Source organism: Qingshengfaniella alkalisoli, from assembly GCF_007855645.1.
GTDB lineage: Bacteria > Pseudomonadota > Alphaproteobacteria > Rhodobacterales > Rhodobacteraceae > Qingshengfaniella > Qingshengfaniella alkalisoli.
This window is the reverse complement of the sequence record NZ_CP042261.1, coordinates 2091225-2108835: the sequence shown is the minus strand read 5'-3', so window position 1 is coordinate 2108835 and position 17611 is coordinate 2091225. Positions and strand designations below refer to the sequence as shown.

Sequence of the window (17611 nt, the reverse complement as noted above, 5' to 3'; positions counted from 1 at the left end):
GAACGGCTGCTGTTTCCGCCCGAAAATCGTGCAGTTGAAAGCATCGCAGAACACACCCGTCGCCCCTACATATGTCCGGCAGAACGGAGCATCAGATGACCATCGACCTTCGGCCCATGTTTTCCGCCATGCGCGCGGCCTCTCGCCATGATCGCCTGCCTGACCTGGCTATACGCCGCCGTCGGCTTGACACCCTCAAAAGCATGGTGGTCGACAATCGCAAGGAAATCGCGACCGCGATCGATGCCGATTTCGGCGGGCGCGTGCACGAAGAAACGGAACTGACGGAAATCCTCCCTTTGCTCAGCGCCATAAACCACACGTCACGCAACCTGCGCGGCTGGATGCGCGACGAACGGCGGCATGTCGCGTTGACCTTCCAGCCAGGTTCGGCCTGGGTGCGCCATGAACCGCTGGGTGTGGTGGGGATCGTTGCACCCTGGAACTACCCGTTGCTGTTGGCCCTGGGGCCCGTGGTGGACGCACTGGCCGCCGGCAATCGCGTGCTGATCAAACCGTCCGAATTGACCCCGGCATTCGCCGACCTGCTGCAAAGCCTTGTTGCAGCCAGCTTCGCGACGGACGAGGTCAGCGTGATTACCGGCGGCGTGGAGGTCGCGCAGGCATTCGCTGCCCTGCCCTTCGACCACCTGCTGTTCACCGGATCAACCGATGTGGGGCGCAAGGTCATGCGGGCGGCGGCGGAAAACCTGACGCCGGTTACGCTCGAACTCGGTGGCAAATCCCCGGCAATCATCGCCCATGATTATTCGCTCGAAGATGCCGCGCGATCCATTGCCCTGGGCAAGTTCACCAATGCCGGCCAGACTTGCATCGCGCCCGACTATGTTCTCGTGCCCACGGACAAGGTCGACGCGTTCTCACGGGCCATGCAGGCACGTATCGCACAATCCTATCCCCCTGAAAGCGCGGCATCGCAATTCACCAATGTCATCACCGACCGGCATCGCAAGCGTCTGATGGATGCTCTGGAAGAAGTGGAACAAGCAGGCGCAACCATGATTCAGCCGCCTAAGGCCGACTTTGGCACGAAAATACCCCCGACCCTCGTTCTTGGCGCGCCCGACGATTCATTATTGCTGACGGAAGAGATTTTCGGGCCGATCCTTCCCATCGTGCCCTATAACACCCTCGACGACGCGCTGGCCTTCGTGAACCGGCGCTCCCGTCCACTGGCGCTCTATGCGTTCTCGCACGACCGGCATGCCCAACGCATCATCCTCGATGGCGCCATCTCCGGCGGCGTGACCCTGAACGGTACCTTACTGCATATCGCACAGAACAGCCTGCCATTCGGTGGTGTAGGTAAAAGCGGCATTGGTGCCTACCATGGCCGCGACGGGTTCCGGCGACTCAGCCATGCGCGCGCTGTTTACAAACCCCACCTGCTCAACCTTTCCGAACATCTCGGACCGCCCTTCGGATCGCTAGCACACTGGATTATCCGCCTTCTCGGTCGCTAAAGCGCCGCCGCTGCAAACCATCGGATCGTGCGCGGACTGATCTGATGCTGCCTTTGGAACAGCTTGGAAAAAGCCTTCATTTCAATGGAACGACGAACGCGACTGAAATTCCTCTGGCAAAACATCTGGACACCTTCGGCGAACCCAAGGCCCCCGCGCAACTATCGGGCACGTCCTTTCCCTATTGCTTTATTTGTTGGGTTTTCGTAGAGGCGTCCTTGGGACACCCCTCCCAACGAGGGGCGCTGGTCATACGGATTTTCTCCTTTTCTTTCGGTTATTTGATAATGCAGGATTGCGAGCCTGTGTCAATTTTGTGCCAAAAAGGGCGTTCGTAACGGTCGCGTCGGCCATGGCGTGAGCGTAGGTACGCAGCACGGTTGTCGCATCTTTCCAGCCTCCGCGTTCGGCGACGGTCTTCGCATCAAATCCAAGGTGTAGCATCGTCGTGGCGAAGCCATGGCGACAACAATGCGGGGTCAGGCGTTCGATTCCGGCACGCTTGCAGACGTTGTTCCAGGGCCCTCTGACGCTGCCCCTGCCACTGTAGACAAACACGAGCTCGTCAGGCTTGCGATTCGATGGAATGTTTGCCAGCGCCGCGATTACCTCTGGCGGTAAATGTGCGAGCCGGGTCCAAGGTGTAGGTTTGAACAGACGCAGCGTTGCCGTTCCGGCGGTCAAGTCAACATCATCCCATACCAGGCGGCAGCTTTCCCCCACCCGAGCCGCCGTGCCAAACATGAACAGGCAAAGCGCCGCAAGGTGTGGCAAGTCATCTTCAACCGCTTGTTCGGCGAAGGCTGTCACCCATTCCAAGGTGGCGGGCGTCTTTTCTTCAGGACTTTCAGGGTATCGCTTAACCGATATTTTCGCGCACCAACCAAGTTCCGCAGCATAATTTATCGCCGCTTGCGTCGGCTTGATCACCTGCCGATTCCACGTTGGTTCTGAGGCATGCGGGTAGATCTTCTTTGCTGCTCGCCGGATCGTTTCGGCGCGTATCTGTTCGACCGGAGTGTTCTTCCAATACTCTGCCAACTTGAGAAGAAACCGTTCAGGCTTGTCAGCATCCAGATAGGCATTGAACACTTGAGCCATTGTCAGGCCCGCGCCTGGCCCATCGAAACGACGCTGCCACGCGAGGTGTTCGACTTCCGCCGCGACCCTTTCGGCTTGGGCTTTTTCAGTCGCCCCCGTAGTGCCTCGAAGTCTCCGGCCGGCAACAGTTCCCGAGTAGTGCCAAACTTGTCCTCGCCTGTGCAGTTTAAGGGGCATTCCCGAATTCCTTCCAAGAAGGTGTCAACGTCCTCCGGCAGCATAACAGTTCGGTTACCAACTGTACGGCAGGCCCGAAGCTCACGAACCTTCAATCTGACTGCACGAGGCGACCAGCCAAAATGTTCGGCTAGTTCATCCGGTGTAGTATATTCAGGCAAGAGACATGGAAGGCTAGGCATTAACTATGCGCCTTCGCGAAAGAAGATTGCTCGCAGTTCATCTGGCGTTAACAGCCAAACCCGCCCTAGCTTATGCCCAACTCCTTGTCGTCGGGAACGCTCACGAATGCTGCGTTCGGATATCGGAATATCCCGCTCTGCGAAAAACTCCGCCCACTGGTGTGTGGTTCGGCCCTTGTTGAGATAGTCGTCGTCGTCATCGTCTTTCATCGGTCGCTGCCTTGAAAGTGTTTAGCTCTGATGCACCATTAGAATATCCGATCTAAACTATTGAAAGGTAGCAACTTTTTGCCCGTTGGCGCCCGCTCACGCCGGTCTATGCCGCCCTACGCCGGTTAATGCCAGCCAGCACCGTAGGCGAAAAAACCAGCCAATCGCAGGCAAGCCCAGTTTCTATGTCATGCGGCCATCTGTGACAGGACCGATTCGGTATGCGCGCCACGCCCGAGAAGGCATCGGAGACAGAAGGCCGCGCGCGCTGGGGGTTTGCCCACTCACCCAGTAACGGGAACCCTTTGCGGCGCGCCGACGGCCGCAGGGCGGTTCTACCCTATACCCCTTTCGAGGTATGAAATCGCACCGCGCCAGCCGGGGCGCGAGATGCGTTTGCTATGCGGCGATCGAGATCGGCAATTGCGGCGGCCATTTCGGCATCGCTTCCATACTCAAGCCGACGGCCTTCATAGACCGTCACGCGGACGCCACGGGCGCGAGTTCGAATGAGCTCGTCCCTCAGTCCTTCCAGTTCGGCAACGTCAACCGCCATTACGCACCCGGATTCTTCACAAGGCCCCTGTAGTCGATTACACCAGCTCCAAAATCGAGTCTCACCTTGATAGACATGCCGTCCACCTCGAAACCTGCCTTGGTTTCGATCTGCGGCCCCGGTCCGGCCCCCTCAAGATACGCATACTCGATCCCGTCGATCACGGCAGGGTCAGCGGCGAGATACCAAGCGGAGTCGTCGGTCAGGTAGCCGTCCACGATCAGGGACAGGCCGCTGAACGGGTTGGCGTCGTCGGTCCTCGTCGCGGTGATCTCGGCCAGCGCCTGTTCCGCTTCGGTTTCCCGGTCCGGTGATACAAGCAGGAAGCGCGGCGTGGCGTTGATCTTGCCGCCCCCCAGCCCGGTCTGCGAGCGCAGCAGCAAGCGCGAGGACGAAAGCCCGGTGGTGTCGATCGCGGACGCGGAGTCTAGGTTGTCGTGATCCGCATGGAAGACCGCCACACCGTCCGACATAACCGGGTTACCGTCGATCAACCCTGCCAGCGTCTTGGCCTCGAAGGCTGCGGCGGCCTGCCCCATCATCGCCGGGACGCGGGTGAATGCGCCTAGATCGTCGTTGATGAGCGCCTGCCGAGTGATGGCAAAGATGCGCCCGAAGGTTTCGACGCGGTACGATTCCGCACCTTCGGCAATCGTGCCGTAGGTGTATTCACCACCTTCCAGCACCTTCTCCAATTCGGGCGCTTCGCCAAATTGAAGTGCCCGTTTTGCCCGGAAATCGCGCGCCGATGCGACCCGCGCAATCTGGCGAATGCCGGACGGTGCCGCCTGATAGGCGCGGCGCAGTTCCCGGTTCACCGCATCGCCCAGGATCAGCGGAAAATCGGATGTGGAATGCAGCGCCCGCGTGACAAGGCTTTCCGTCGCCGCGCCCGTGGTCGAGATGCCCGACCGGGTGAGGCACTGGCGTGCCATCTCGGGAATGGTAAGGCCGGCATACTGCCGGGCGGGGGCCGAAATTTCATGGGCCGGGTTCGATCGGGCGAACAGGGCCTCACCGGCACGTTCCGCGATCACCTGCGGGTCGGTGTGATCCGCCGTGATTTCAATGCGGGCGCTGCGTGTGCGGGTCTGGTCCTGCCGCGTTGCCATTTCCTCGAACGCAGCGGCGCGGGCTTCTTCCGGCGTTGCCTCATTGTCGATCTGGCCGTTTGTCCAGTCGTCGGAAAGGTTGGCGAGTTGCGCAATGCTGCGGATTTCGCGGTTCATCTCGGCACGGGTGAGCGTGCCGGCCGCCGGTGGGGCGGTCGTCTCTGTGGTCTGCGTTTGCATTTGGGATTCTCCTGCTCGGAAAGTCGCGGTAGGATCTGCCGCGATTGGTACGACACTAACTTCTAGTGGCGTGAGTTTGGTGGCCGTGCGCACACGGTTCTTGCCTTCTCGGCTTTCGGCCCATTCCTGAACCGTGTATCCGATACTGAGGCCCCTTAAGGTGCCGTCGCCAATATCTGCGAGTACCGCTAGAGATGGCTGATTTGACCGGAATTTCAGTTTTACCCACAGCCCTTCGGCACGAAGCTCTGCCGCCTCGATCACGCCCAACTGATCGCGGGTCGTCTCTGATCTGTGTCCATCCAGAACGGGGCCGCCTATCAGCCGCGACAGATCCGCGCCCTTGAGGTCGAGCCGTTCAATGTAGCCAGCTCGTACGGTATCTGCCCCGGTAGAAGCGATCGCTTCTACGGTACGGGCGTCCAGGTCCAGGGTAGAAGGACGCGCAGTTGCATTGCGCAGATGGATCGTCATGCGTCACCTTCCTGCCGCGCCGTGCGACGGTCGGCGGCTATTTCTTCGTCAAGCTCGTTGATGTCCCGGCCGCGCCCGGCGACCACTTCGGCGCGGGATTTCAAACCGGCCTCGATCGCGCGGGCGTCGGCGTTCACTTCCTTGAGCGGATCGACCCATTGCCAGCCTGGCGGGACAAAGCGCACGGCGCGGTAGTCACTGAGGCTGGCACCATCTGAAGGCACGTCACCGGCAAGCGCCTTCCAGTCGATCCAGCGCCGCCAGAGCGGGCGCAAAAGCTGGCCCTCAATCAACAGGCGTTGCAACATCTCGGCGCGGCGGCGAAATTCGAGAAGTCCGAACCTCGCGCTCGAATAGTTCGTTGACGACAGGTCGGTCGAGATTTGCTCATACATCAGCCCGGCACCCGCGGCGATCTCGTGAAGCTGGGCTTTGATGAACTCCACTTGTTGCGACAGGCCGCCGCCGGGCTGGGCAAATCTTACATCGGCACCGGGAGGCAGAATCCGCGTCGTGCCGGGTTCCAGCGCCAGATTGATTGTCCCGTCCTTTTCGGTTCCGGTGAACCCGGCCGCGCCACCATCGGGATCGGTGATGAAGGCCGCAAACAGCGATTGTGTCTTTAAATTCATCATCATGGCGTCAGAAGCGGCGTCAGCGTCAGCCAGCTTGAGCAAGACGGGCGCAAGCCATGTGATGCCGCGCACTTGCCCCGGAAAGAGCGGATCGAAAATATGCAGGATCTCCGACGCGGGAATGCGCATGGTTTCACCGTAGCGGGCGAAAGGCGTTCCAGGTGCATCGGGGAGGACATGATACGCCACCGGCGTTTCGGTGGGGTCAAATTCAATCCCGGCCACGATCCTCGACCCGTTCGCAAGGTCGGAGGTCATGGCCGGGTCGATCTGATCGGCCGGAAGTTGAAGGAGGCGAATACCTTCCGGGCCGTTCAGGATGCGCAGAAAGGCTTCGCCGTCGCGCACCACCGCTCGCGCGATCTGCGGCAGGAGCGGCGCAACAAGCGTTTCGAATTCATCGTTCAGACCGCGTGCAACATTTCGGTCAGGATGCTGACTTTGCGATTGCCAGCCCTTTCCGATCAGCGCCGCGCACCACGTTTCTACTATCCTCGCCGCGGTCGGGTTGTTGACCGACAGTGCCGCCGCACGCGCCTTTGCAGGGCCGCGCGCCGCAAGTGTGGATTGTTGCGGTGCCGGTAGCGTCGGCGATCCGGACCACCGCCAGCCACCGCCACCGGCCTCGATTCCGCTGCGGCCGAATAGCTTCGCCAGTTTGCGGCCTGCCGCACGAACAGTTTGACGATATGGGATCACCGCGTTCATTGCTGCGCCTCCATCTCACTCACGCTGTCGATGCGGTAGGTGACAAGAGGTTGGGTCAGACGCATTGCAATCTCTGAGGCAATGCCTTTGAAATCGAGCAGAAGGCCGCGCGGATGGATTTGCTCCAGTTCATCAAGGCTCGCAAGAAAGACGGCGGATGATCTGGGGTCGTCTTCGATAAGCTCCGGTATAGCGTAGTAGCAGAAGCGGGATTCCGGTAATTCGCGATCGCATGCCGCGAAGCATTGGGCGCGTTCCGCGTCCGTTAGATCAATCTCAGATGAATGAAGCTCGCTTACGCCCGGCATGTGTTCCAGATAGCGCGCAGTCGGAAACCCTGTGAGCCGCGCGAGAACCGCAGCACCTTTCCTGGACAGCCCGGCTTCGGTGAGCGACCGGAACACTGCCAATGTCGCAACGTCCGTAGGCCCGTATTCGGCGGCCGCTGATTTGCCTTCAGGGCGGTGGCTAAGAACACCATCGAAGCGCAATGTGCGCAGATAGCCCGAACTCACGCCGATCAGCTCTGCTACAGCCGCCGCGCCGATCGTCAGCGGGTATCTAGTCACCTTTACTCGCATTGGCTTCCCCTGTTTGCGGTGACAACAGGATAGCCAAACCAGCACTCAACAAAAGTAATTTATTGAATACGTTCAGAACGTTAGCTTAAGTTTTCTGGCGTCAGTTTACGTAAGCAAACGTGCCTTAGTGCTTCCAACGAAATGGTATATCAGCGTAAAGTCCCAAGGAAAGTCATATGCTTTAAGCCGAAAGTATGTAGTCATGAAATCAATAGATAAATTGTCCGTTGCGCTACTAGAGCTTGAGGAAGATATCCGGTCTTTCGATCTCGGTCATTCGTCGCAACAAGAGATGAACTCTGCCTTCAACCAATGGAAAGCCCGCCTCGGCTATTTGCGTGGAGAGATCGCGCTACTTCCGAACATCGAGATTCACTATGTGAATCACTCAATAGATAAAGCTTGTCGCTTCCTCAGACAGGGTACGACGCGGTCTGAAGAAGATCAGGAGGTAGCTTTGAGCAATGCGGCTAGTCGTGTTCGAGGCCTAGTAGGCACTCTAGAGCATTGGGCGCAAGGTGAGTTATAGCTCCAGGCCAGTCGCGTGGACTGCTTAAACGCGCCCTATCTCTGCATCCACTTCGAACTAAGAATCGGTCCCGCCGCTGTCCTTAGGGGTTGGTCCTGCGCGAGTTCCACCCGCCGCCGTTCCCAATCCGGATTGATGATCTGTCGTGCTGCGAACGCATAGACCAGACAATCAAGCGCCTCCGCGCGGCGTCCTGGAACGCGTTCGAAGCTGCGCACGGGTTGGCCCCGGCGATATTTGATAACTGCACGTTCGCTGGTCGCCTGCTCATACCACACGGGCGGCAGGTCGGCAGAGAACCGAACTGACCCGGCTTGCGACAACCGGCCGAATAGCTGGGTCTTTACGGTATCAACCCCGACGATCCAGAGCCGCGCGCCCGTCTTGGTCTTCGATCCGGCACGCTCGATCACCGGCCGGTTTCCAGATGCACCCTTGATTGCCAGCACCTTGTTGCGGGTGCGCGGCATGGCGAACGCCGTGACGCGGTGCATACTGGCCCCGTCGCCTGCGTCGATCGCTGCCGCGTCGATCGCCATGCGGCCGCCCAGAGCGTGCGGAAAGCGCGTGCGTAGCGTATCGTCAAGCTCCGCCCATGTCGCTTCATCATCAAACTGACCCCAGATGACGCGATGCCCCAGCACCAGCATTGTGCCGCTTTCGGCCCAGCCCAGAAACGTCGCCTCAAGTCGATCATGCTGCACGTCGATTCCAACGGTCAGCGCGAGCACTTCGGCCGGAATCCCGGACAACCCGAATTCCTCGGCGCGCGCCGCAAGTTCATCTTCGGCCAGTTCATCGCCTTCGCCGCGCCAGCCTTGGCCAAGGATCGTGTTAACAAATGTCTGTAAGGTCGTCGGGTCGTCTTTGGCTCCGATGAATTCCGCTGCAAGCTTCGCCCAACTGGCGTTCGCATGCAGGCTTACAAGAGCGTTGAGGCGGAACCCGGCATGCCCCTGCACCTCGGGCCGTGTGGGCCGCCATGCGCCTTGCGCGACCATCTGAGGCTTGTGCCGTTCCTCGATCTCGGATTCGCAATGCGGGCAGCGGAACCGGGCTGTTTCGGGCTTTCCATCATCCCAGACGATATGCTGCCACTCGATTTCGGTCAGTGCCCCACAGTCCGGACATGGCACTTCGAACACCCGCCCATCGGAACGCGCATAGGCGCGAAGCACATGACTGGTTTCCTCGAATACCGGCGTGCTGCCCATGACGATCTTGCGATCAGGAAATGACAGCGTGCGCCGTTCGGCAAGGATGATCGGCGAGCCTTCGGCGGTTGCTTCCATTCCGTCGGCCTCATCTATGAAAAGCACGCGCACATTGTGCCGCCTCAGGTTGCGCGGTGCCTTGGCCGCAACCACCTTGAGTGAGCCGCCGGGAAAGCGCCGTGACAGCAGCGTGTTGCGCCCGGATTCGTCACGCTCGTCTGACATGGCATCTGCTACCGCTGGCGAGGCCCCGAATATCGGCTCAACGTCACTCACTACGTAGTCACGGCAATCCGCTTCAGCCGGTAACAGGCATAGAATGGGGCTGGGCTCGTTTGCCACGAAGGACGCGACGGCACTGGTCAGTAGCGTTGTGAAACCCACGCGCACCGGCTTGACCAGGGTAACGCGCTCGATAAGCGGATCTCCGATCGCGTCCGCAATTTCCCGCTGGAACGGCCAGAGACGAACAGGGCCGGGCTGCGCCGATACGCCATCGGGTAAGGCGATCTCCGACTCGATCCACTCAGACAACCGCAGGCGTGGCGGCGGGATCAGCGCACGCAGGGCGGAGCGGCGAACATCCTCAATCTGCATCGCCGTTCCCCAGCCTGGTCAGCGTATCGCGCAGTTCGCGGTCTATGGCCTCAACATCAGCGGTAGACAGGTGCCCCAAAGTCTGCCGGATGCGCGACGGCACCGCCAGAAGCTGCGAACGCAGGTGCCGCAGCGTGTCGGCCCATTCCCGTTCGACCTCGGACGCCTTGACAAGTTCGCCGCGCAAAGCTGCGTTCTTGGTCTCTTGTGCGTCGGCCTGCGCTCGTGCCAGTCGGGCGCGTTCGCCGGTGAGCGTCAGCGCCTGTTCCTCGCCGCCACGCCCGCTGGCGACGCTGCGCAGGTGCTCCGTGTATCGCCCAACTGTTTCTTGGAGGTCGTAGGCGTCGTGACCCAGCTTTATCGCCAGATCGCGTTTTACCAAGCCTGTGAGGGCAGCAGGCGTGATCCGCAGAAGGTTGCACAAGTCGGCACCGCCGATCCGCGCAACTGCGCGCTCGCCTTCCAGTCCCGGCAACTCCTGCATGATCCTCATAAGTATTTAACCCCTTTATATTTTTTTTGCAGCGCCCGATGCTTCGCGCCTCTGCCCCCCGCATACAGTCAGCGCCGGAAGGACCCGCTTTCGCTGAGATAAGGCCGCGTCATGCCCTGCCGGTCGGCCCTGCCACGACTGCCGCGACGTATTCGAGCGCGGGCATTGCCTCGATGCGATCCGCTGCGTTCACCATGCGGTCAATCGTGACCGCCGGGCCGTAAGCCGTCACCATCTCGGCGATGATCTCAGCGTGAAACCCTGACAGGATCGAAGCCAACGGCACACCTTGGCTGATCAGTTCGTCACGCAGGGTGCGCAACGCGCTTGCCGCTTCGGTAGCGTCTGCGGCGCGGTCGTCGCCCGTCATTTTTTCAATGTTCTGGGTCATGCCGTTCTCCGGAATGGCTGGTGATAGAACTTTCTCCGGGCCTCGATGCGCCAAGCCACGAAGCGCTTTGCGAGCATCGGGGGATAGCCATCGTCAGACGGTGGTTGCTTCCACGGCATATCCCAACCTGTCAGCCCCTGTTCGGTCAGAGACTCGGCGAACGCTGATAGTTCGGGCAATCCCTTTGCTCTCAGCCAATCGTTCCACTGGCGTTCGTGCTCGCTGCCATGCGGGACGATTGCCCTGAGGTGTGGTGCCGGTCGGGCGGTCGGTGCTGGTGTCGCGCTAGGTGCTGGTGCGTCGTTGACGGAATGTCGGGTTGATGGATCGCTTGCGTCTTGCGAAACTGGTGGGCCGTCCTCGCGCGCGGGTGCGCCCTCGTGCGCGTACCCGTTTTGGTTTTTATTTGGTTCTATATAGGGGGTGACACGGTTGTCATCTATTTGGGTCATATCTGTCGCCTTTTCGTTCCCGTAAAACGACACATCTGTCGTTTTATTTTCCCTGTAAGCCGCCAGTTCTGCCACCTTTTCGGGGCTGCTCACGGGGACAATTCCGTCGCCATCGAGAAACACGATCTTGGATTTTGCGCCTGGTCCGCGACGATGATTGACTTCGATCCATGACAGATTGCGCAGCTCTGACAGAGCCCGCTGGATGGACCGCTTCGACTTGCCATGGCATTCGGCCAAGGTCTCGATACGCATTGTGCAGCGCGCCGTTTGATGGTTGGCGAAGTCATCGACCAAACTCACGGCCAGAAGCTTCGCAGCGTCGCTCAGACGCGGATCACGCTTCACCGCGCGCTTCCAGTTCCAGCGGTGCTTGTTCCAATTACACATAGCGCACCTCCGCACTTGCGAAAGCGGTGCGCACTAGGCTAGACTGAAGCGGAAGCCTTTGTGCTTTAGTTTGGTATGTCCCGGTTGCGCCCGCCCGCGCACCGGGATTTTCTTTTGCGCTTCTCAGAACATTACCCGAACGCCGTGTGTCAGTTTTGTGCCACACACGGTCGCGCGTTCCCGCATCGTTCTGCACGATGCTGCACGAACCTACGAGGGAAGACGCTTTATCTATTGCTTTATTTGTTGGGTTTTCGTAGAGGCGTCGGCGGGACACCTCTCCCCAACGAGGGGCGCTTATCTGGAAGGGTAGCACATTATGGCTATTGAAGCTCCGGCCGCGCGGCCGGCGAATCCGCGTTTTTCATCTGGCCCCTGCGCCAAACCCCCCAAATGGACTCTGGACGCTTTGAGCGACGCCGCAACCGGCCGTTCGCACCGTGCCGCTATCGGCAAGGCAAAGCTCAAGGACGCGATCGAAACGACGCGCGAGATCCTCGGCATCCCCGCAGACTACAAGATCGGCATCGTTCCGGCGTCTGATACCGGCGCGTTCGAGATGGCGATGTGGTCGCTTCTGGGTGAACGCCCGGCGGAAATGGTCGCATGGGAAAGCTTCGGCGCAGGCTGGGTCACCGATGTGGTCAAGCAGCTCAAGATCGAGGCCACGACCCACACCGCCGAATACGGCCAGATCGTCGATATGGCCGCGCTGAACTATGACGATGACGTCTGCTTCACATGGAACGGCACGACCTCTGGCGTGCGTATGCCCAATGGCAACGCGATCCCGGCAGACCGTGCTGGCCTGACGCTGTGTGACGCAACTTCTGCCGCGTTTGCGATGGACCTGCCATGGGACAAGCTGGATGTGACCACCTTCTCCTGGCAGAAGGTTCTGGGTGGCGAAGCCGCACACGGCATGCTGATCCTCAGCCCCCGCGCTGTCGCGCGTCTGGAAAGCTACACCCCAGCATGGCCGCTGCCGAAGATCTTCCGCCTGACCAAGGGCGGCAAGCTGATCGACGGTATCTTTGAAGGCGCTACCATCAACACCCCGTCGATGCTTTGCGTCGAAGATTATCTGGTCGCGCTCGACTGGGCGAAATCCGTGGGCGGGCTGAAGGGTCTGATCGCCCGCGCCGACGCCAATGCCGGTGCCATCGACGCCTTCGTGCAGAAAACACCGTGGATCGCGAACCTCGCCGAAGATCCCGCGACGCAGTCGAACACCTCAGTCTGCCTGAAGTTCACGGATGATCGCATCAAGGACGGTGCCGCCTTCGCCAAGGCCGTTGCCAAGCGGCTGGAAAAAGAAGGCGTGGCCTTCGACATCGGCGCCTATCGCGACGCGCCTGCCGGTCTGCGCATCTGGTGCGGCGGCACGGTCGAGACCTCTGACATTGAGGCGCTGCTGCCTTGGCTCGAATTCGCGTTCGACGCCGAAATCGAAGCTCAGACCGAAGCCGCCTGATCATGCGACTGCCCGCCCGGCGCATCTGTCGGGCGGTTCCCCAGATATCTCATTCCGGCACATAGCGGTGTACGCTCGGTGTACGCCCGGTGCACAGCAAAAGGATCGCCATCATGGCCCCTCGCGTTCTCGTATCCGACAAGCTTTCCGAAACCGCCGTCCAGATTTTCCGCGACCGTGGAATCGAGGTGGACTTCGAGCCGTCCCTCGGCAAGGACAAGGATAAACTCCTTGAAGTCATTGGGAAATATGACGGCCTCGCCATCCGGTCGGCCACCAAGGTCACCGACAAGGTCCTGGAAGCCGCGACCAACCTCAAAGTCGTCGGTCGCGCAGGTATCGGCGTGGATAACGTTGATATTCCAGCAGCTTCCAAGAAGGGTGTCATCGTGATGAACACCCCGTTCGGTAACTCCATCACCACCGCTGAACACGCCATCGCGATGATGTTCGCCGTGGCCCGCCAACTGCCCGAAGCCAGCGCCTCGACCCATGCAGGCAAGTGGGAAAAGTCCCGCTTCATGGGCACCGAAGTCACCGCCAAGACGTTGGGCGTCATCGGTGCAGGCAACATTGGCGGCATCGTCTGCGAACGCGCCGTCGGCCTTAAAATGAAGGTCATCGCCTTCGATCCGTTCCTGTCCGAGGAACGCGCTGCCAAGCTCGGCGTCACCAAGGTGGAGCTGGATGAGCTGCTGCAACGTGCTGATTTCATTACGATGCACGTGCCGCTTACGGACAAGACCCGCAACATCCTGTCCCGCGAAAACATCGCCAAGACCAAGAAGGGTGTTCGGATCATCAACTGCGCCCGTGGCGGCCTGGTGGACGAAGAAGCCTTGGCCGAAGCCCTGAAATCGGGTCATGTCGCCGGTGCCGCCTTCGACGTGTTCGAATCTGAGCCCGCAACCGAAAACCCGCTGTTCAACCTGCCGAATGTCGTCGTCACCCCGCACCTTGGCGCGTCCACCACGGAAGCCCAGGAAAACGTGGCACTTCAGGTGGCCGAACAGATGTCCGACTACCTTCTGACGGGTGCTGTCCAGAACGCGCTGAACATGCCATCCGTCACCGCCGAAGAGGCCGCCGTGATGGGCCCATGGATCAAGCTGGCCGAACATCTGGGTGCGTTCGTCGGCCAGATGACAGACGAACCCGTCAAGTCGATCAACGTGCTCTACGATGGCGTTGCAGCCGGCATGAACCTCGCCGCGCTGGACGCCGCTGCGCTGGCGGGATTCATGAAAGCCACCAACCCCGAAGTGAACATGGTCTCCGCGCCCGTGGTTGCCAAGGAACGTGGCATCCAACTGTCCAAGACCACACAGGAAAAATCGGGCGCCTTCGACGGTTACATCAAGCTGACCGTCGAAACCGACAGCCGCACGCGCACGATTGCCGGCACCGTCTTTTCCGATGGCAAGCCGCGCTTCATCCAGATCAAGGGCATCAACATCGACGCCGAGGTCGGTGAACACATGCTCTACACCACCAACAAGGACGTGCCCGGCATCATCGGTCTGCTGGGGTCCAAACTGGGTGAATGCGGCGTGAACATCGCCAATTTCACGCTGGGTCGCACCAAGGCAGGCGAGGATGCGATCGCGCTGCTTTATGTCGATGATGCGATCGGACGTGACGTCGTGTCAAAACTCAACGAACTGGGCAAGTTCCAACAGATCCGCCCCTTGAAGTTCGATGTGAACTAACCACGTTCCAAACTCTCCTCCCTCAAGACCCCGGTTTCGGCCGGGGTCTTTATTTTTCGGGCAGGCTACTCTGCGGCTTTTGCAAGCGTATCCAGATCGCGCCGGAAGACCAGAGTATCAGAACTGCTTTCTCCGCGATCCAAAGCGTAGCCGCCGAGGTCAAAATCGCTGAGCCCGGCCAAATCCGTGATCCGACGCTGGATGATAAACCGTGCCATCGCACCCCGCGCTTTCTTGGCATAGAAGCTGATGACCTTGGCTTGACCCGCCTTTTCTTCAAGGAACACCGGCGTCACTACGCGCGGTTTCAGCACATTCAGATCGACGGCGCTGAAGTACTCTGTCGAAGCGCAGTTGATCAATGTATCAGTCGCGATCTCATCGGCCTGAGCATTCAGCGCCTCGGCGATCTGGCTACCCCAATACTGATACAGCGACTTGCCCCGCTTGGTCTTCAGCCGACTGCCCATTTCCAACCGGTAGGGTTGTATGGCGTCGAGCGGCCGCAGGACCCCATACAGTCCCGACAGGATGCGCAGATGATCCTCTGCCCAGGTCAGTTCGTCGACGTCGAGCGACGCGGCTTCCAACCCCTGATAGGTGTCGCCTGCAAACGCCAATGCTGCCGGACGAGTGACGTCGCCGGAAGGCTTGGCAACGAAGTCCAGAAAGCGTTGCTTATTCAACTTGGCCAGATCCTCGCTGATCGACATCAACTTGCGCAATTCATCCACCGATAGGTGACGCGCGACCGATGCAAGATACGCAGCCTCTTCGGAAAAGACGGGGTCAGTCGTTGCCACTTCTCGCGCAGCCCAGTCGAGTTTCTTGGCCGGGGAAATCGTTACAAGCATATCGTCCTCATTCGTCGTCGTGCAGCACGGCCAGAAAGGCCGCACCAAAGCGTTCGGCCTTCTTTTCGCCCAAGATCGCAGTCAATGTCCGCATGTCATTCGGTCGCGCCTCTGCCAGTTTCGCCAGTTGCGACGCGGAGCAGGACAGCGGCTTGTCGATGCCCGCCTCGCCCCGCGCCAACCGCGCCTGCGCATCAAGCAACCGGTCATATTTCGACCCCTCAGCCCGTCCTGCCAGCTTGCGTCGTGTCGGATGCATCTGAGGAATATCCCCTGCGATCACCAGCAGGAATGCCGTCCCGTAGCGTTCAAGCTTCTTCGCGCCCACCCCGTTGACCCGCGCCATCGCGTCCAAACTGTCTGGACGCATTTCGGCCATTTCGACCAGCGTACGGTCAGGAAAGATCACGTAGGCAGGGACACGTGCCGCCTCGGCCAACGCGCGGCGCTTGGCCTTCAGCGCAGACAGCAAAGGGGCGTCTTCCTCCGACACCATTGCCTTGACCGCAGGACGGCGCTGGCTGCGGTCGATCACATTGCGACGCAACTCGATGCGTTCCTCGCCCTTGAGGATCGGCGCGGCAGCCTCGGTCATACGCAACGCGCCATGCCGCTCCACATCGGGCCGCGCCAGATCACGCCCCATCATCTGGCGGAAGATACCCTGCCACTGCACCCGATTGTATTCACAACCAACCCCGTATGTCGGCAAACGGTCGTGGCCCCGCGCACTGACCTTGTCCGTTTCGTTACCGGTCAGCACGTCAATCAGGTGGCCGGTGCCGAAAGACTCCCCCGTCCGGAGCATCGCCGACAATGCCTTGCGGACAGCGTCGGTTCCGTCAAACACTTCGGGCGGACGGTCACACAGGTCGCAATAGCCGCAATCTGTCGTCTCTTCGCCGAAATACCCGAGCAACGCACGGCGTCTGCATCCCAATGCCTCTGCCAACCCCAACAGCGCATTGAGCCGCCCGTGATCCGCAGACTTCCGCTCGGGTGGCGCCAGACCTTCATCGATCTGTGCGCGACGTAACCGGATGTCATCCGCACCGTAGAGCGTCAGTGTCTCGGCGGGCGCACCATCACGGCCAGCCCGTCCGATTTCCTGGTAATAGGCCTCGATGGATTTGGGCAGATCAGCATGCGCGACCCAGCGGATATCCGGCTTGTCGATCCCCATTCCAAAGGCCACGGTGGCGGCAACGATCAGCCCGTCTTCGCGCTGAAACCGCGTTTCGACCAAACGACGGTCATCGGGTTCCATGCCACCGTGATAGCTACACGCCTCGTGCCCGGCCTCGCGCAATGCCTGCGCCAGGGTTTCTGTCTTGGCGCGTGTGCCGCAATAGACAATCCCGGACTGCCCTCGCCGCGCATCGGCGAAATCAAGGATCTGCTTGCGCGGACCGTTCTTCGGCGCGAAAGCCAGATGGATGTTCGGGCGATCGAAGCCGCGCAGAAACACCCGCGGCGCGGCACCCGCGAACAGGCGCGCAGTGATCTCGGCCCGGGTTTCAGCGTCCGCGGTCGCTGTGAAGGCAGCAACAGGCACGTTCAGTGCCGCGCGCAACTCCCCTATCCGCAAATAGTCCGGTCGGAAATCGTGGCCCCACTGGCTGACACAGTGCGCCTCGTCCACCGCGATCAGACTGACGCCGATCCGCCGCAGAAGTCCGAGCGCAGCACCAGACGCAAGCCGTTCCGGCGCCATGTACAGAAGCTTCAGTCGCCCTTCGTCCAGCGCGACGAAGACTTCTTCCGTTTCATCGTCGGTGTTTCCGGATGTCAGCGCCCCTGCCTCGACGCCCGCTTCGCGCAAGAACCGCACCTGATCCCGCATCAGGGCGATCAGGGGCGAGATTACGACGGTCACCCCCTCGCGGCACAGCGCGGGCAGTTGATAGCAAAGGGACTTTCCTCCGCCCGTCGGCATGATCGCCAGCGTGTCCTGCCCATGGCGCACCGCCTCCACGATCTCTGCCTGACCCGGTCGGAAACCGGCGAATCCGAAGATGGACGACAAAAGACTGTCGGGGGACGTGATGGACCCGTCGGGCATTGGACCTGCGATTGTGACTGCTCGATTGTCCGCGACTATCCCAGAT

At 60.4% G+C, this 17611-nt stretch carries 14 protein-coding genes; 3 read left to right on the top strand and 11 right to left on the bottom strand.

The annotated features are described in order from the left end of the window. Positions 1–95 precede the first annotated feature (95 nt). Positions 96–1484, top strand: a complete 1389-nt coding sequence (locus FPZ52_RS10580; RefSeq protein ID WP_146365396.1) for a coniferyl aldehyde dehydrogenase — start codon at positions 96–98, stop codon at positions 1482–1484. A gap of 249 nt (positions 1485–1733) precedes the next feature. Here the strand turns inward: FPZ52_RS10580 and FPZ52_RS10575 are convergent, their stop codons facing one another. The 9 genes from FPZ52_RS10575 to FPZ52_RS10535 form a co-directional block, all read right to left on the bottom strand. Continuing rightward, positions 1734–2585: a tyrosine-type recombinase/integrase gene (locus FPZ52_RS10575; RefSeq protein ID WP_205758591.1), complete on the bottom strand. Its 852-nt coding sequence runs from the start codon at positions 2583–2585 to the stop codon at positions 1734–1736. A 909-nt stretch (positions 2586–3494) separates the two neighbouring features. Next, positions 3495–3710, bottom strand: a complete 216-nt coding sequence (locus FPZ52_RS10570; RefSeq protein WP_146365394.1) for a phage head-tail joining protein — start codon at positions 3708–3710, stop codon at positions 3495–3497. Beyond that, on the bottom strand, positions 3710–5476 hold the full coding sequence (locus tag FPZ52_RS10565) for a prohead protease/major capsid protein fusion protein (RefSeq protein ID WP_146365393.1): 1767 nt from the start codon (positions 5474–5476) through the stop codon (positions 3710–3712). The genes FPZ52_RS10570 and FPZ52_RS10565 overlap by 1 nt, the downstream gene beginning before the upstream one ends. Further along, entirely contained in the window at positions 5473–6819 is a 1347-nt protein-coding gene (locus tag FPZ52_RS10560) for a phage portal protein (RefSeq protein ID WP_146365392.1), read from the bottom strand. The genes FPZ52_RS10565 and FPZ52_RS10560 overlap by 4 nt, the downstream gene beginning before the upstream one ends. Next, a complete protein-coding gene (locus FPZ52_RS10555) occupies positions 6816–7400 on the bottom strand; it encodes a MerR family transcriptional regulator (RefSeq protein WP_205758590.1) in 585 nt (194 codons plus the stop codon). The genes FPZ52_RS10560 and FPZ52_RS10555 overlap by 4 nt, the downstream gene beginning before the upstream one ends. A 564-nt stretch (positions 7401–7964) precedes the next feature. Next, a complete protein-coding gene (locus FPZ52_RS10550) occupies positions 7965–9740 on the bottom strand; it encodes a phage terminase large subunit family protein (RefSeq protein ID WP_146365390.1) in 1776 nt (591 codons plus the stop codon). Beyond that, positions 9730–10233, bottom strand: a complete 504-nt coding sequence (locus FPZ52_RS10545; RefSeq protein WP_146365389.1) for a terminase small subunit — start codon at positions 10231–10233, stop codon at positions 9730–9732. Before FPZ52_RS10545 ends, FPZ52_RS10550 begins: the two co-directional genes overlap by 11 nt. Before the next feature lie 109 nt (positions 10234–10342). Next, on the bottom strand, positions 10343–10624 hold the full coding sequence (locus FPZ52_RS10540) for a hypothetical protein (RefSeq protein WP_146365388.1): 282 nt from the start codon (positions 10622–10624) through the stop codon (positions 10343–10345). Then, the gene (locus FPZ52_RS10535; protein ID WP_146365387.1) at positions 10621–11466 is read right to left on the bottom strand and encodes a helix-turn-helix domain-containing protein; all 846 of its coding nucleotides are present in this window, start codon (positions 11464–11466) and stop codon (positions 10621–10623) included. The genes FPZ52_RS10540 and FPZ52_RS10535 overlap by 4 nt, the downstream gene beginning before the upstream one ends. 319 nt (positions 11467–11785) lie before the next feature. Here FPZ52_RS10535 and FPZ52_RS10530 point away from each other — a divergent pair, with 319 nt between their 5' ends. Continuing rightward, the gene (locus FPZ52_RS10530) at positions 11786–12940 is read left to right on the top strand and encodes a phosphoserine transaminase (protein WP_146365386.1); all 1155 of its coding nucleotides are present in this window, start codon (positions 11786–11788) and stop codon (positions 12938–12940) included. 113 nt (positions 12941–13053) lie between these two features. After that, entirely contained in the window at positions 13054–14649 is a 1596-nt protein-coding gene (serA, locus tag FPZ52_RS10525; RefSeq protein ID WP_146365385.1) for a phosphoglycerate dehydrogenase, read from the top strand. A gap of 65 nt (positions 14650–14714) precedes the next feature. Here serA and yaaA read toward each other — a convergent pair whose 3' ends face one another. Together yaaA and recQ are read right to left on the bottom strand one after the other, a co-directional pair. Next, positions 14715–15503: a peroxide stress protein YaaA gene (gene yaaA / locus FPZ52_RS10520; protein WP_146365384.1), complete on the bottom strand. Its 789-nt coding sequence runs from the start codon at positions 15501–15503 to the stop codon at positions 14715–14717. A 7-nt stretch (positions 15504–15510) separates the two neighbouring features. Further along, on the bottom strand, positions 15511–17565 hold the full coding sequence (gene recQ / locus FPZ52_RS10515) for a DNA helicase RecQ (protein WP_146365383.1): 2055 nt from the start codon (positions 17563–17565) through the stop codon (positions 15511–15513). Between the last annotated feature and the right edge of the window lie 46 nt (positions 17566–17611).

Excerpts from the sequence above, each read along its gene's own strand:
- FPZ52_RS10580 (WP_146365396.1), top strand. The coding sequence starts at position 96 with ATGACCATCGACCTTCGGCCCATGTTTTCCGCCATGCGCGCGGCCTCT.
- FPZ52_RS10575 (WP_205758591.1), bottom strand. The coding sequence starts at position 2,585 with ATGGCTCAAGTGTTCAATGCCTATCTGGATGCTGACAAGCCTGAACGG.
- FPZ52_RS10570 (WP_146365394.1), bottom strand. The coding sequence starts at position 3,710 with ATGGCGGTTGACGTTGCCGAACTGGAAGGACTGAGGGACGAGCTCATT.
- FPZ52_RS10565 (WP_146365393.1), bottom strand. The coding sequence starts at position 5,476 with ATGACGATCCATCTGCGCAATGCAACTGCGCGTCCTTCTACCCTGGAC.
- FPZ52_RS10560 (WP_146365392.1), bottom strand. The coding sequence starts at position 6,819 with ATGAACGCGGTGATCCCATATCGTCAAACTGTTCGTGCGGCAGGCCGC.
- FPZ52_RS10555 (WP_205758590.1), bottom strand. The coding sequence starts at position 7,400 with ATGCGAGTAAAGGTGACTAGATACCCGCTGACGATCGGCGCGGCGGCT.
- FPZ52_RS10550 (WP_146365390.1), bottom strand. The coding sequence starts at position 9,740 with ATGCAGATTGAGGATGTTCGCCGCTCCGCCCTGCGTGCGCTGATCCCG.
- FPZ52_RS10545 (WP_146365389.1), bottom strand. The coding sequence starts at position 10,233 with ATGAGGATCATGCAGGAGTTGCCGGGACTGGAAGGCGAGCGCGCAGTT.
- FPZ52_RS10540 (WP_146365388.1), bottom strand. The coding sequence starts at position 10,624 with ATGACCCAGAACATTGAAAAAATGACGGGCGACGACCGCGCCGCAGAC.
- FPZ52_RS10535 (WP_146365387.1), bottom strand. The coding sequence starts at position 11,466 with ATGTGTAATTGGAACAAGCACCGCTGGAACTGGAAGCGCGCGGTGAAG.
- FPZ52_RS10530 (WP_146365386.1), top strand. The coding sequence starts at position 11,786 with ATGGCTATTGAAGCTCCGGCCGCGCGGCCGGCGAATCCGCGTTTTTCA.
- serA (WP_146365385.1), top strand. The coding sequence starts at position 13,054 with ATGGCCCCTCGCGTTCTCGTATCCGACAAGCTTTCCGAAACCGCCGTC.
- yaaA (WP_146365384.1), bottom strand. The coding sequence starts at position 15,503 with ATGCTTGTAACGATTTCCCCGGCCAAGAAACTCGACTGGGCTGCGCGA.
- recQ (WP_146365383.1), bottom strand. The coding sequence starts at position 17,565 with ATGCCCGACGGGTCCATCACGTCCCCCGACAGTCTTTTGTCGTCCATC.